This is a genomic window from Leifsonia sp. 10N434, from assembly GCF_056394405.1.
Map to the genome: position 1 here is coordinate 302,304 of NZ_JBFTHV010000002.1, position 13,247 is coordinate 315,550.

At 69.5% G+C, this 13,247-nt stretch carries 16 protein-coding genes; 9 read left to right on the forward strand and 7 right to left on the reverse strand.

Translation table 11 applies throughout. From position 1 onward, the window contains the following. Positions 1-11 precede the first annotated feature (11 nt). From AC1DB1_RS07100 to AC1DB1_RS07120, 5 genes are all read left to right on the forward strand, one after another. Positions 12-1,211 carry a PucR family transcriptional regulator gene (locus AC1DB1_RS07100; RefSeq protein ID WP_271178942.1) on the forward strand — a complete coding sequence of 400 codons (1,200 nt, stop codon included), beginning with the start codon at positions 12-14 and terminating at the stop codon, positions 1,209-1,211. A 108-nt stretch (positions 1,212-1,319) separates the two neighbouring features. Next, complete coding sequence (locus tag AC1DB1_RS07105) at positions 1,320-2,240, forward strand: ACP S-malonyltransferase (RefSeq protein ID WP_477200269.1); 921 nt, start codon at positions 1,320-1,322, stop codon at positions 2,238-2,240. Between the two features lie 9 nt (positions 2,241-2,249). Then, positions 2,250-3,254, forward strand: coding sequence for a beta-ketoacyl-ACP synthase III (locus tag AC1DB1_RS07110; RefSeq protein WP_271178625.1), 1,005 nt, complete (start codon positions 2,250-2,252; stop codon positions 3,252-3,254). A gap of 44 nt (positions 3,255-3,298) precedes the next feature. Further along, positions 3,299-3,547, forward strand: coding sequence for an acyl carrier protein (locus AC1DB1_RS07115; protein WP_271178624.1), 249 nt, complete (start codon positions 3,299-3,301; stop codon positions 3,545-3,547). A 116-nt stretch (positions 3,548-3,663) separates the two neighbouring features. After that, positions 3,664-4,899 (forward strand): beta-ketoacyl-[acyl-carrier-protein] synthase family protein, encoded by a 1,236-nt coding sequence (locus AC1DB1_RS07120; RefSeq protein WP_477200270.1) that lies wholly within the window; start codon positions 3,664-3,666, stop codon positions 4,897-4,899. 148 nt (positions 4,900-5,047) lie between these two features. On the opposite strand, the gene AC1DB1_RS07125 is transcribed toward AC1DB1_RS07120, so the two are convergent. Then, complete coding sequence (locus AC1DB1_RS07125; protein ID WP_271178622.1) at positions 5,048-5,551, reverse strand: DUF3145 domain-containing protein; 504 nt, start codon at positions 5,549-5,551, stop codon at positions 5,048-5,050. 202 nt (positions 5,552-5,753) lie between these two features. On the opposite strand from AC1DB1_RS07125, the gene AC1DB1_RS07130 reads away from it, so the two are divergent. Beyond that, entirely contained in the window at positions 5,754-6,314 is a 561-nt protein-coding gene (locus AC1DB1_RS07130; RefSeq protein WP_477200271.1) for a PadR family transcriptional regulator, read from the forward strand. 25 nt (positions 6,315-6,339) lie between these two features. Here AC1DB1_RS07130 and AC1DB1_RS07135 read toward each other — a convergent pair whose 3' ends face one another. Beyond that, complete coding sequence (locus AC1DB1_RS07135) at positions 6,340-7,188, reverse strand: DUF1684 domain-containing protein (RefSeq protein WP_271178620.1); 849 nt, start codon at positions 7,186-7,188, stop codon at positions 6,340-6,342. Positions 7,189-7,268: 80 nt separating this feature from the next. After that, positions 7,269-8,945, reverse strand: coding sequence for a bifunctional 3'-5' exonuclease/DNA polymerase (locus tag AC1DB1_RS07140; RefSeq protein ID WP_477200272.1), 1,677 nt, complete (start codon positions 8,943-8,945; stop codon positions 7,269-7,271). 114 nt (positions 8,946-9,059) lie between these two features. Between AC1DB1_RS07140 and AC1DB1_RS07145 the strand changes: the two genes are divergently transcribed. Continuing rightward, complete coding sequence (locus AC1DB1_RS07145) at positions 9,060-9,413, forward strand: hypothetical protein (RefSeq protein WP_271178618.1); 354 nt, start codon at positions 9,060-9,062, stop codon at positions 9,411-9,413. 39 nt (positions 9,414-9,452) lie between these two features. Here the strand turns inward: AC1DB1_RS07145 and AC1DB1_RS07150 are convergent, their stop codons facing one another. Next, complete coding sequence (locus AC1DB1_RS07150; RefSeq protein ID WP_271178617.1) at positions 9,453-9,911, reverse strand: NUDIX hydrolase; 459 nt, start codon at positions 9,909-9,911, stop codon at positions 9,453-9,455. A 159-nt stretch (positions 9,912-10,070) separates the two neighbouring features. On the opposite strand from AC1DB1_RS07150, the gene AC1DB1_RS07155 reads away from it, so the two are divergent. Further along, a complete protein-coding gene (locus AC1DB1_RS07155; RefSeq protein WP_477200273.1) occupies positions 10,071-10,544 on the forward strand; it encodes an NUDIX hydrolase in 474 nt (157 codons plus the stop codon). A gap of 23 nt (positions 10,545-10,567) precedes the next feature. Here AC1DB1_RS07155 and AC1DB1_RS07160 read toward each other — a convergent pair whose 3' ends face one another. Then, positions 10,568-10,969: a hypothetical protein gene (locus tag AC1DB1_RS07160; protein ID WP_271178615.1), complete on the reverse strand. Its 402-nt coding sequence runs from the start codon at positions 10,967-10,969 to the stop codon at positions 10,568-10,570. A 234-nt stretch (positions 10,970-11,203) separates the two neighbouring features. On the opposite strand from AC1DB1_RS07160, the gene AC1DB1_RS07165 reads away from it, so the two are divergent. Continuing rightward, on the forward strand, positions 11,204-11,500 hold the full coding sequence (locus AC1DB1_RS07165) for a WXG100 family type VII secretion target (protein ID WP_477200274.1): 297 nt from the start codon (positions 11,204-11,206) through the stop codon (positions 11,498-11,500). A 31-nt stretch (positions 11,501-11,531) separates the two neighbouring features. On the opposite strand, the gene AC1DB1_RS07170 is transcribed toward AC1DB1_RS07165, so the two are convergent. Both AC1DB1_RS07170 and AC1DB1_RS07175 read right to left on the reverse strand, forming a co-directional pair. Next, entirely contained in the window at positions 11,532-12,329 is a 798-nt protein-coding gene (locus AC1DB1_RS07170) for a class I SAM-dependent methyltransferase (RefSeq protein ID WP_477200275.1), read from the reverse strand. Positions 12,330-12,341: 12 nt separating this feature from the next. Continuing rightward, positions 12,342-13,235, reverse strand: a complete 894-nt coding sequence (locus tag AC1DB1_RS07175) for a hypothetical protein (protein WP_477200276.1) — start codon at positions 13,233-13,235, stop codon at positions 12,342-12,344. Positions 13,236-13,247: the final 12 nt, after the last annotated feature.

Genomic DNA, 13,247 nt, shown 5'->3' on the forward strand with positions numbered 1-13,247 from the left:
AGCCGGCGGAGATGACGAAAGCGGAGACGCTCACCTGGCTGCGCAAGATCTCGGGTGAGCTGGCCACCGCTACGCTCAAGCGACTCGAAGACACCCTGCCGTGGTACCGCGACATGCCCCCTGGGCGGCGGTCCGCGGTGGGGTTGGTCGCCCAGGCCGGCATCTCGTCGTTCATCTCGTGGTTCGACGACCCGCGGTCGACGCCGTGGATCGCCGCCGACGTGTTCGGCGCTGCACCCCGCGAGCTCCTGCGCTCGGTGAGCCTGCAGCAGACGCTGCAGCTCATCAAGGTGACGGTGGAGGTCGTGGAGGACCGCGTCAAGCACGGCAGCGAGCCGTTGCGCGAGGCGATCCTGCTCTACTCGCGGGAGATCGCCTTCGGTGCCGCGGACGTCTACGCCCGCGCCGCGGAGGCCAGGGGCCTCTGGGACGCGCGCCTCGAAGCGCTCGTGGTCGACAGCATCCTGACCGGCGAGTACGACGACGAGCTGCCCAGCCGCATCGCGGCGCTCGGATGGCACGGTCACGGCGAGGTCAGCGTGCTGGTCGGAACGGCGCCCAAGATGCTCGACGTCGACCAGCTGCGCCGCACGGCGCGGCACATGTCGGCGGATGTGCTGATCGGGGTGCAGGGCAGCCGGCTCGTGCTCGTGATCGGCCGGGCATGGCCGAGCAACGCCACGCCGGAGGAACAGTACGGCGAGACCGTCGGCGCCTCCCCCATCGTGAGCTTCCTCGAGATCGCCACCCAGCTGGAGCCGGGCTTCGGCGCCGGCCACCTGGTGCTCGGGCACGAGGTGCCGAGCCTGGTCGACGCGTCCAAGAGCGCGAAGGCGGCGCTGGCCGGCTTCGCCGTGGCGAAGGCCTGGCGCAACTGCCCGCGCCCGGTGCACGCCGACGATCTGCTCCCCGAGCGGGCGCTGGCCGGTGACGGCCTCGCCAGGGCGACACTGATCAACCGCATCTACCGCCCGTTGCAGGCGCACTCGACCGAGCTGCTCACCACCCTGTGGTGCTACCTCGACAACGGCCGCTCCCTCGAGGCGACCGCCAGGGAGCTGTTCGTCCACCCGAACACCGTGCGGTACCGTCTCAAGCGCGTCTCGGAAGTGATCGGCTGGGACGCCACCGGCGCCCGCGAGGCGCTCATCCTGCAGGCGGCGCTGATCGTCGGCTCCATCAACGAGCCGGATGCGCCACGCCGCCCCTGACGCCGTCTCCCAGCGGACATCGGTTAGTAGACATCCGCACAAGCATTCCGGAATACTTCGTACCCGTTCGACACATCCGCTCAGCGGAGGATTGGCAGACTAGAACTCGTGATTGTCATCGTGTGCCCTGGGCAGGGCTCCCAGACCCCCGGATTCCTCGACCCCTGGCTCACGGAGTCGTCGTTCCGCGACCAGCTGGGCGCCATCTCGGACTCCGTCGGCATCGACCTCATCGCCCACGGAACCACCAGTGACGCCGACACCATCAAGGACACCGCCGTCGCGCAGCCCCTGATCGTCTCGGCCGGGCTCCTCACCCTGTCCGCTCTGTTCGCCGACGGCCGCCGCGACCCCGTCGGCGGCATCGCCGGGCACTCGGTCGGCGAGCTGACCGCCGCCGCCGGCGCTGGCATCCTGAGCGAGAACGACGCCGTCGCGTTCGTGCGCGAACGGGGTGCGGCCATGGCACGCGCTGCCGCCGAGACCCCGACCGGGATGAGCGCCGTCATCGGCGCCGACGAGACGGAACTGCTCGCGAAGCTCGACGAGTACGGGCTCTCCCCCGCCAACTACAACGGCGGCGGCCAGATCGTGGTCGCAGGCTCACTCGAGGGGCTCGCGAAGTTGAGCGAGAACCCGCCGGCGCGCGCCCGGGTGATCCCGCTTCAGGTCGCCGGTGCCTTCCACACCCGCTACATGGAGCCCGCCGTCGCGCACCTCCGGGAGTTCGCCTCGACGCTCGCCACTTCCGACCCGACGCTGCCGATCTGGACGAACAACGACGGTTCGCGCGTCACCAGCGGTGCCGCTTTCGTCGACCTGCTGGTCGGTCAGGTCTCCTCGCCCGTGCGCTGGGACCTCTGCATGGAATCGTTCCAGGCGGCCGGCGTCACGGGGATCATCGAGGTCGCCCCGGCCGGCGCCCTCGTCGGTCTCGCGAAGCGCGGCCTGAAGGGTGTACCGTCCGTCGCGATCAAGACGCCGGACGACCTGCCCGCCGCATTCGACCTCATCGACCAGGCCGCCTAAGGAGACGCGTTGACCCACCCCACCCTGCAGCAGGCCCACGGGCCCCAGTACACGCGCATCCTGTCCGTCGGTGCCGCCCGCGGCGACGTGGTCGTGCCGAACGACGACCTCATCGGCCCGATCAACTCGTCCGACGAGTGGATCCGGCAGCGCACCGGCATCATCACCCGCACCCGTGCGAGCCACGACGTGCTGGCGGTCGACCTGGCCACCGACGCATCCCGTGAAGCCATCGCGAAGTCCGGGGTCGACCCCGCGCTGATCGACGCCGTCATCGTCGCCACCATCAGCAACTCCCGCCAGACGCCCTCGCTCGCCGCCGTGCTCGCGGACCGCGTCGGGGCCAACCCGGCAGCCGCCTACGACATGAACGCGGCCTGCGCCGGCTACACCTACGGCATCGCCCAGGCCGACGCGCTCATCCGCACGGGCGTCGCGCACTACGTGCTCGTCGTCGGCGCCGAGAAGCTCTCCGACGTCGTCGACCCCACCGACCGCAGCATCTCGTTCCTCCTGGGCGACGGTGCAGGCGCGGTCGTAGTGGGGCCGAGCGAGTACCCCGGCATCTCCAAGACCATCTGGGGGTCCGACGGCTCCAAGGCCGACGCGGTCGGCATGAACGGAACGCTCGTCGACTTCCGCGACGGTGCGGCCGAATGGCCGACGCTCCGCCAGGAGGGCCAGACGGTCTTCCGCTGGGCGGTCTGGGAGATGGCCAAGGTCGCGAAGCAGGCCCTGGATGCGGCGGGCGTCACGAGCGACCAGCTCGCCGCGTTCATCCCGCACCAGGCGAACATGCGCATCGTCGACGAGTTCGCGAAGCAGCTCAAGCTTCCCGACACCGTCGCGATCGCCCGTGACATCGAGACCACCGGAAACACGTCCGCGGCGTCCATCCCGCTCGCCACGCACCGCCTGCTCGAGGAGAATCCCGAGCTCAGCGGCGGCCTCGCCCTCCAGATCGGCTTCGGCGCCGGGCTGGTGTTCGGCGCGCAGGTCGTCGTGCTGCCCTAAACTAATCAACGGTCAAACGACACCCCCCTCAAGGAGATAACACCATGGCATTGTCCACCGAAGAAGTTCTTGCCGGCCTGGCCGAGCTCATCAACGACGAGACCGGCATCGCGACCGACACGGTTGAGCTGGACAAGTCGTTCACCGACGACCTCGACATCGACTCCATCTCGATGATGACCATTGTGGTCAACGCCGAGGACAAGTTCGACGTGAAGATCCCTGACGAAGAGGTCAAGAACCTCAAGACCGTCGGTGACGCCGTCGAGTTCATCGTCAAGGCACAGGCCTAGTACCGCACGAAGAACTTCCATCGCGGTCGCGGCCGGTCCGGCGCCGCCGGATCGGCCCGCCCGTGATCGAGAGCGCCATCGGCGCCTCGAGTTTCTCACCAACGGAGAGTGTTGCAATGACCAAGAAGATCGTCGTCACCGGCATCGGCGCCTCCTCGCCGCTCGGTGGCACCGTCCCGGAGACCTGGGACGCCCTCCTCGCCGGCGTGTCCGGTGCCCGCACCCTCGAGCACGACTGGGTAGCGGAGTACGCCCTGCCCGTCACCTTCGCCGCTGAGGCCAAGGTGCGTCCGGAGGAAGTGCTGGAACGGCCCGTCGCCAAGCGCCTCGACCCGTCCAGCCAGTTCGCCCTCATCTCCGCAATGGAGGCGTGGGCCGACGCGGGTTCCCCCGACGTCGCTCCCGAACGGCTCGGCGTCGACTACGCCACCGGCATCGGCGGACTGTGGACACTCCTCGACGCCTGGGACACGCTGCGTGAGCGCGGCCCGCGCCGCGTGATGCCGCTGACCGTGCCGATGCTGATGCCGAACGCCGCTTCTGCTGCGGTCTCGATGCACTTCGAGGCGCGCGCCTTCGCGCACACCGTCGCCTCCGCGTGCGCGTCCAGCACCGAGTCGCTGGTCAATGCCTACAACAACCTTCAGGCCGGACTGGCCGACGTGATCATCGCCGGCGGAACCGAGTCGGCGATCCATCCGATCACGATGGCGTCCTTCGCGTCGATGCAGGCGCTGTCGAAGCGGAACGACGACCCTGCCTCCGCATCGCGGCCGTACAGCGTCGACCGTGACGGGTTCGTCATGGGCGAGGGCGCGGCCAGCCTCGTGCTTGAGACCGAAGAGCACGCGCTCGCCCGCGGCGCGAAGATCTACGCCGAGATCGTCGGCGGCGGCGTCACCGCCGATTCGTACCACATCACGGCGAACGACCCTCAGGGCCGTGGAGCCATCCGCGCGGTCAACCTGGCGCTCGCCCAGGCGGGGGCGACGGCCGACGAGGTCACGCACATCAACGCCCACGCGACGAGCACCCCGGTGGGAGACCCCGCCGAGTACACGGCTCTCCGGGAGGTGTTCGGCGAGCGGATCGCCGAGATCCCCGTCTCTGCGACCAAGGCGTCGACCGGCCATCTCCTCGGCGGCACGGGTGCCCTGGAGGCCGTATTCACGATCCTCGCGCTGCGCGACCGGGTCGCGCCGCCGACGATCAACATCACCGAGCTCGACCCCGCGATCCCGCTCAGCGTCTCTGGCACCGCTCAGCCGCTCGGCAGCGGCCCGCAGCTCGCGATCAGCAACTCGTTCGGCTTCGGCGGCCACAACGCCGTCGTCGCGATCCGTTCCGTCTGACCCCGAGCGCGCGCCGACATCAGCGCTCGCTCGCAAAAAGAGAAGAGACCCCGACCGGGAAGCCACCGGTCGGGGTCTTTTCGTTTTCACCGCGTGCGGGCGGCAGCGCGTGATGCCTGGGCCGGCCCGCCGCGGGAGTCGTTGTTCGTCAGCCGACCTTGTGCAGCCAGACCACAGAGGTCGTGTCGCTGGCGTGCCGGAACACCTCGAGCTCGTCGTCCCAGGCCTGCCCGAGGGCGAGCCGCAGCTCACGGTGGAGCTCGATCGCGTTGGCGCCGGCGATCTCCATCGCGTACCGCACGCGGTCCTCGGGGATGACCATGTTGCCGGCGGTGTCGGTCTGGGCGAAGAAGATTCCGAGGTCGGGCGTGTGCATCCAGCGGCCGCCGTCGGTTCCGAGCCCGGCGTCCTCCGTCACCTCGAAGCGCAGGTGCTCCCAGCCGCGCAGAGCGGACGCGATCGCGGCACCCGTGCCCTGGGGTCCATCCCAGTAGAACTCGGTGCGCTGGGCGCCCTTGAGCACCGGTTGCGCCTCCCATGTGAAATTCACGGCGCGACCGATCGCGCGACCCGCCGCCCACTCGATGTGGGGGCAGAGCGCGCCAGGTGAGGAGTGCACGTAGAGCACTCCTCTAGCTGCGTGTGCCGCCATGGTTTTCCTCCGTTCGGTTCGATACGTCTTCCCCAACGATCGATCGACGGAACCAGGCTGTGCGTATGCACGGGCACGATATGAAATTGGCAGCCACGAGGCTGATGTCTTGAATTATGCCGCACAACCCGGCGAAGTTACAAGATTGTGATTCGGCGGTTCGGTGCCGGGGTCGTGTGGCAAAAGGAATAGCATACCGAGTATGTCCGTTCAGAACGGTTTTCTCGCTCTCCTCACCCTCGGGCCGGCCTACGGGTCGCAATTGCAGGGCGAGTTCCTCGCCCGCGCCGTGCACCGCCGTCAGCTGAACGCCGGGCAGGTCTACTCCACCCTCGACCGGATGATCGATCAGGGTCTCGTGGAGCCGGCGGGCGCCACCGACGACGGGCTGCCGCTCTATGCCCTCACTGCGCAGGGTGAGGAACAGGCGCGCGCGTGGCTCACGACCGGCCCGAAGGATTCCCGCCCCGACTGGGACGAGATGCAGGACCAGGTGCTGGTGGCCGTCTCGCTCGCCGATGCCGATCCCGACGGCGTGCTCCGCGACTATCGAGCCGCGTTCGTGGAGAAGATCCGCGAGCTCGCCCACGACGCCGACTCGAGCGCCGAGCTGGCGGCGAACCGCGCAGCGGAGCTCGGTGCAAAGGCTGCGATCGAGTGGATCGACGAGGTCATCGCGACCCTCGCCGCGCATCCGGAGATCTTTCTGCAGGAGCGGTCGTCCGACCGCCCCCGACGCGGACGCAAACCCGCCGCGACCTGACCTGACGGTGTCCTGACCCGACGGGTCAGTGCAGCAGCTCGCCCGCCTTGTTCAGCACGTTCTTCTCGCCCGCCTCGATCGGAACCGAGAACCGGTTCTGCGCCGGAGGCAGCGGGCAGTTGAAGTTGTAGCTGAAGGCGCACGGCGGCAGAACCGCGAGGTTGAAGTCGAGCGTCACCGTCCCGTCGGGATTGGGCGCCACGAACAGGAATCGGCCGACCGAGTAGGTGGAGTCGCCGTTCGTGCTGTCGGAGAAGACGAGCTGCAGCGCCCGGCCCGCCTTGAAGGCGGCGAGGTTGTAGTCGACGCCGTCTTTGCTGAAGGTGATCTCGCCCGGGACGACCATGTCGCGGGTCTTCCCCTCGTCTTTCAGGTGCTCGAAGCCGACCGTCTTGCCGCCCTCGATCGGCGTGAAGGCTGCCTGCACGATCCACTCGGGGTTGAAGTCGAACGCATCGATCGAGCCGAAGTCCTGGATCGCCTCCGAATTCGAGTCCCAGACGCGCAATGCGTAGTCGCCCTCTTCGCTGGCGATCACGAATCCGGTGACGGTGTCGCTGAAAACGACCTCGCTCGGGTTCGCGTCGTCCTTGCCGCGCACGATGGCGTCTCCGTCGACCAGCGTGCCGTCGACCACGATGTCGTCGGCCGGCGTCGCCGTGACCTTGAGCCCGGACTGACCGGCCGGCAGCGGCGACCAGAGGCCGGGGATGCCCCAGATCGGCTGCCCGGGAGCGGCCGGGTCGCCCGTGATCCACTGCGTGTTGACGAGCGCGAGGTTGCCCTTCGGCGCCGTGACGGCCTGCGCGCGGCGCTGGCGGTAGCGGGCCAGGATGTCGCGCGGATCAGTGGGGGCGGTGGCGGTGTCGGTCATGGTCTCCATCCTCGGTCAGGTCGTTTGCAACAACCAACTCCGACACAGGTTTATGCCGCGAAGCGTGCGTGCGCATCGATCTATTTCGCTTCGGCGTAGTTGTCGACGATCGCCGCGGTGACGGGGAACTCCACCGGGAAGTCGCCGAACAGCAATCGGCCGGCCTGGGCCGCTGCTGCTGCGACCGCGTCCGCTGCGCGATCGGCGAGGCCCTCCGGGGCGTGCACGATCACCTCGTCGTGCAAGAAGTAGACCAGGTGCGGGCCCTCCTCGAGCCGGCGTTCCGGCGCCATCGACGTCAGCTGCTTGCGCAGTTCGGCCATCCAGCACAGCGCCCACTCCGCTGCGCTCGCCTGCACCACGAAGTTCCTGGTGAAGCGGCCCCAGTCGCGTGCCTGGCTGCGCGCGCGTCGCTCCTCCGCATCGGTCGAATCGGCGCCCGACGCAGCCGACTGCGCGGCCAGCCACGCGGATCCCGGTCGTGGCGAGCTGCGCCCCAGTCTCGATGTGACCACCTCGCCGCGCTCCCCCGCGCGGGCGGCGTCTTCGACGAGCCGGATGGCGCGTGGAAACGCCCGCGTGAGACGGGGCATGAGCCGACCGCTCTCCCCCGTCGTCGCCCCGTACATCGCGCCGAGCATCGCGACCTTCGCGTGCGCACGCTCGTCGACCGCGCCGGACGCGACGATGCCCTCGTAGAGGTCTTTCCCGCGGCCTGCTGCCGCCATGGCCGTATCGGCCGAGAGCCCGGTGAGGATGCGCGGCTCCAGCTGCGCCGCATCGGCCACCACGAGCTTCCATCCGGGATCCGCGACCACCGCCCCTCGCACCTGGCGCGGGAGCTGCAGCGCTCCGCCCCCTTTGGTCGCCCACCGCCCCGTCACGACGCCACCCGGCAGGTAGTCCGGCCGGAAGCGGCCGTCGCGGATCCAGGCGTCGAGCCAGGTCCAGCCGTTCGCCGTCAGCAGCCGGGAGAGCTTCTTGTACCGCAGCAGCGGCTCGATCACCGGATGCTCCAGCTTGCGCAGTTCCCACGAGCGCGTCGACGTGACGATGAGACCGGTGCGCTGAAGAGCGCGCAGTAGCTCGGGCGGACTGTCGGGGTTCAGCGCAGGTGCGTCGAGGGTCGCTCGGATCTCGGCGGTCAGTTGTTCGAGCACGGCGGGACGGCCTCCGGCCAGCGGGCGCGCGCCCAGGAGCCCGGTGAGCAGCAGATCGTGACGCTCGGTGCTGTATGGGAGGCCCGCGTGACGCATCTCCGCGGCGATGAGCGCTCCCGCCGATTCCGCGGCGAGCAGCAGACGCAGACGACCCGGGCTCAGACTGCCGTCGATCGCCTCCTTCTGGGCGGCGAACTCCTGCAGCGGTGAGCGCGGCTCCGGACGGTCATCCGGTTGGTCGAGGTCGAAGAGGGTGGCATGCTCGACCGCCTCATCGGCGACGTCCGGCCGCACATCCCAGGCGTCGGCCGGACGGCGCGCGAGGGCGGACGAGGCGCTGAGGGTCGAATACCGCAGGATGGTATGGCTGAGCTGCAGGTCGACGCAGCGCTCGATCCGGATGCCCGCCGCGAGCAGCGACGGATACCAGGCGCGCGTGTCGCTCCAGACCCAGCGCGGCGTCTCGCGCTCCGCGTCGCGCACGTACGCGGGCAGCTCGGCGAGGTCGACGGTCCGCTCCCCCCGCATCGCTCCGTCGTCATCGATGCGCACGGCCAGGACGGCGCCGGAACGCGACCGGTCGAGAACGATGTGCACCCTTCCATTCTCGGTGCTGCCGGCGACATTCATGGGTGCGTCCCCGTTGCACGCGACCGCAAACATGAGGATAATTCAGTCAACGACGAAGCCCAACCCGAGAGGCGATCGACGATGACCGTTTATCTGCACGACAGCCAGGGCACCTGGATCGCGTTCCGCACCGAGCCGAACGGGCGTTTCCTGTTCAACCCGGATGGTACGTGGATCGGCTGGTTCCCCTGGGGCGACGACGAGGTCGTCTCACAGGACGGCGTGTACCTGGGCACGGTCGTCGGCGATCGCCTCCTCGTTCGCGACGCGCCGCCGTACCGCGGCACTCCGAGCTATCCCGGCGCGCCCGACTACCCCGGGCACGCCAGCTATCCGGGAGCCGCGCCGTTCCTGAGCCTGCCGGTCGGCTACACGGATGTCCCCGGATCCGCCCTCTGGCCCGCCCAGCGCTGGGGAAGCAGCATCGCCTCCTGAGCCGTACGGGCTCTGTCGTGCCGGCTCTGCCGTGCTCCGTCAGTCGTCGAGGCCCACGAGTCGCGCGCGGAGCTCGGGCCACGATTGCGCGAATCCCGGATGCAGGGGCAGCTCGGTCACCGACCCCACCGGCACCCAGCGAAGTTCGATGCTCTCGACGTCCGCCATGCGCGGCTCGAACGGCCGCACGGCCTCAGCGACGACCGTGGTGTACGACCAGTACCCGAGGTCGAGCACGCTCGTGAAGAGCACGTTCACAGCGTCGGCGGGAACGTCCGCCTCCTCGTGCGCTTCGCGCAGCGCTCCGTCGACCGCCGACTCGTCCGCGTGGCGTGCGCCGCCGGGCAGCCCCCAGGTGCCGCCGAAATGGCTCCAGTCCGCGCGGTGCTGCAACAGGATGCCGCGCAGGCGATCATGCACGAGGAGCCCGGCCGCGCCGAACCGTCCCCAGAATCGTTCGCCGTTCGGGCCCTCGACCCACGCATCGCCGGAGTTCACGGTTCCACGTTAGTCGTCCGCGTCTCACGGGACGCTGCCGGGCAGCGCTCGTGACGTCGTGCGACACGCGAGCTCCCATCCGCGAAGAACGAGTCCGTCCCGCTCTGCGGTGCGGTCGTAAGGTGAGGTCATGATCGCTCGGACAACCAGGCCGGTATCGTGACGGCGGCCGTGCGCAGCGCGGGCATCCTGCTGTATCGGCGCTCCCCCGCGCTGGAGGTGTGGATCGCGCACATGGGCGGGCCGTTCTGGTCCGGCAAGGATGAGGCCGCCTGGTCGATCCCGAAGGGAATCGTCGAGACGGCGGACGTCGACGGCGAGCTGGCTGCGGCCATCCGGGAGTTCACGGAGGAGGTGGGCACGGCGCCGCCGGACGTTGCGTACGAGCCGTTCGGCGAGTTCCGGCAATCGTCGGGCAAGGTGGTCGTCGTGTTCGCGGCCGAGACCGACTTCGCTCCCGGGACGATCGTGAGCAACACCTTTCCGCTCGAGTGGCCCCCGAGGTCGGGCACGATGCAGGAGTTCCCGGAGATCGACGACGCGCGCTGGGTCGACATCGACGAGGCGCGGGTGAAGCTCGTGAAGGGCCAGCGCGCGATCCTCGATGCCCTGGAGGCGCGGGTCGGCGGATGAGCGCCAGACCGTGAGCGCCTGCGTCAGCTGCGGAAGAAGTCTCCCGCGCGGCCGCTCCACAGCATGATGATCACGATCAGGGAGATTGCCGCGCTGATGGCGGCGCTCGGCAACTGCGCGGGGAACACGGCGGCCGCGTAGATGACGGACGCGATGCTCAGCAGCTGCACGACGGTGACGATCGCCCGGGCGGTGCGGCTGCCTCGGAGCAGCCCTCGTGCGATGGCGAAGATGATGAGGGCCAGCGCGATCAGCACGATACCGGTGACGATCACCCCCGTCGAGCCGCCCAGCTGAGCGCGCAGCTCCGCGTCGTTCTGCAGCACCAGCAGGGCGATCCCGCCGAGCAGGTCGAAGAACGCCTGAAGCCAGACGAGCACGGCGATGAAGGTCACGCGGCCTGGTCGGCCGTTCGCTGCGGTCATGGGATCCTCTCGTCGGAGCGAGCCTAGCGCCGGTGCCGCCACCGGTGCGGGTGCTGGTGCGCCGTGTGGGCGACTCCGCGTGTCCGCGCGGGTCAGGGCTCGCGTCGGACCGCGTCGAAGTGATACACGGAGATATGCCTCGACGCCCCGAGCGTGTCGTCAATAGGCTTCGTCAGGTAACAACCGATCCGGGGGCGGGGGCCGCCCTCGACGATTCATGTGGGGGGAACCACGATGGCAAACATCAACGTCTCGTATCAGGAGCTGAACGGCAACGCTGATCGGCTCGTCGCCGGCCGGGACGAGATCAATTCGACGCTCGCGAAGCTGCAGTCGCAGATCTCCGCGCTCACGGCGGCCGGGTTCACAACTGACAAGTCGTCGGGGGCCTTCGCCGACGCCTACACCCGGTTCACCTCGGGTGCGCAGAACACCATCGGCGGTCTGAACGACCTCTCGCAGTTTCTCCGCACCACCGCGCAGACGCTCCAGGACGTGGACGCGCAGCTGGCTGCTCGCATCGGGCGCTGAGCCACGACGCGGGCGGCGTCCACCGCATTACTCAGCCGGGCACGGAGGCGCGCACCGCCCAGGCGCGCGCATGCATCCGGATGGAGCCGTCCGGCTCGGTGGACACCCGCTCGCGCAGCGCGTCGCGGAGCCGCTCGCGATCGCGGTCACTCAGCGACATCGCATACGTCGGAGCGGAGCCCTGTCCGCCGAGGAACGGCGTCCAATAGTCGTCGAAGCTCGAGAACGTCGTCGGGATCTCGACCCCGTTCGTCTCCGCCGCGACCAGGCCCGCCTCAGTGAAGACACGCGCGAGAGCGTGCGGCTCGCACAGCGGGAAGCGTGCTCCCTCATCCGGCGCCGTCGGGTCGAGCCCCACCGCGGCGTCCCAGAACGCGCGCATCAGCTCCATGCCTCCCGCGTAGTCCCAGACGTATGCGGCGACCGTTCCGCCGGGGCGTGTCACCCGCGCCATCTCCGTCACGGCTCGCGCGGGGTCCGGGACGAAGTTCAGCACCAGCCCGGAGACGACGACGTCCGCAGTGTCGTCGTCGAACGGGATCGCCTCCGCGCTCCCCTGCCGCAGTTGGGCGCGTGTCCCCAGCCGGGCTCTGGCCGTATCGAGGAAGCCTGCGGACGGCTCCACCCCGCCGACCCACGACGGCTCGCATCCGGCAACGATCGCCTCGGTCAGCGCGCCCGTGCCGCATCCGATGTCGAGCCAGCGTTCCCCGGGGGGAGCGTCGAGCCAGCGCAGGAACGCCGGAGCGACCGCTCTGCTCCAGCGCCCCACGTACCGTTCGTACGCGTCTCCCTGCTCCCAGTTGTCGGGGAGGTGGTCAGCGGACATGGTGCTCCTCGGTCAATCGCAGGCAGGTGGGGCTGAGCCGTCGCCAGGCGTGGCCGAATCGAGGGCGAGGATGGCGAGGATCACGCGGCGGGTCGGCTCGTCGCGCCCGAGCACGGCGTAGACCGGACCGAGCGCGTGCCAGAGCCCGGCGAGGTCACGCAGGTCCGCAGTGACGAAGTGGGTCCCGGCCGAGCATCCGGCCCGGATCGCCCGTTGCTCGAGGGTCCGCAGAGCGCCCGTGCGCCCGCGAGCGTCCGCGGCGGCGTCGTCGAGCCACGCCCGTTGCTGCATCGACAGGAGCGAGAGAACGCCTGGATGAGCGATCAGCGCCGTCATCCGCGGCCACAGCGCCATGTTCTGCGTGATGTACGGGCGGGCGAGCACATGATCGTGGTTCTGGTCGACGATCGAGCTCGCGTAGCCCAGCAGGGTGCGATTCGCGAACGCGGTGTCGCGTTCGGGAGGGCTCAGCTGCACCGACCGTGCACCGAACGCGGTGACCGCCGCCGCCTCGACGGAGGACCCGTACGACGAGAACGTGGACCTCTGCCAATCGCTCAGTGCGCGGAGCGGCCCCGATGTCTCCGTCGCGACCGGCCGGCGCAGAAAGCCGGGCTCGAGCGCCAGCCCGACGACCCCGAGGCGCCGCACGTCTGTCAAGACGGTGGTGGACAGGGCGCTGTCCACCACCGCCTGCTGGAGTCGGTAGCTGTCGACGAGCATCGGTGCGGTCAGCGCACGCGCCGTCGGAACGCCGAGACGTTCGAACGCTCGCGTTGGCACCCAGCCGAGGTCGTACGCGTGGCGAGCAACGCCCCGGATCAGGCGCGTCTCGGCATCCTGTCCGTCGCCGCAGCAGTCGCGGACGATCCGGATGGCGAGCTGCCCGTGCGACAGCGCGAACACACTGCGCGCGAA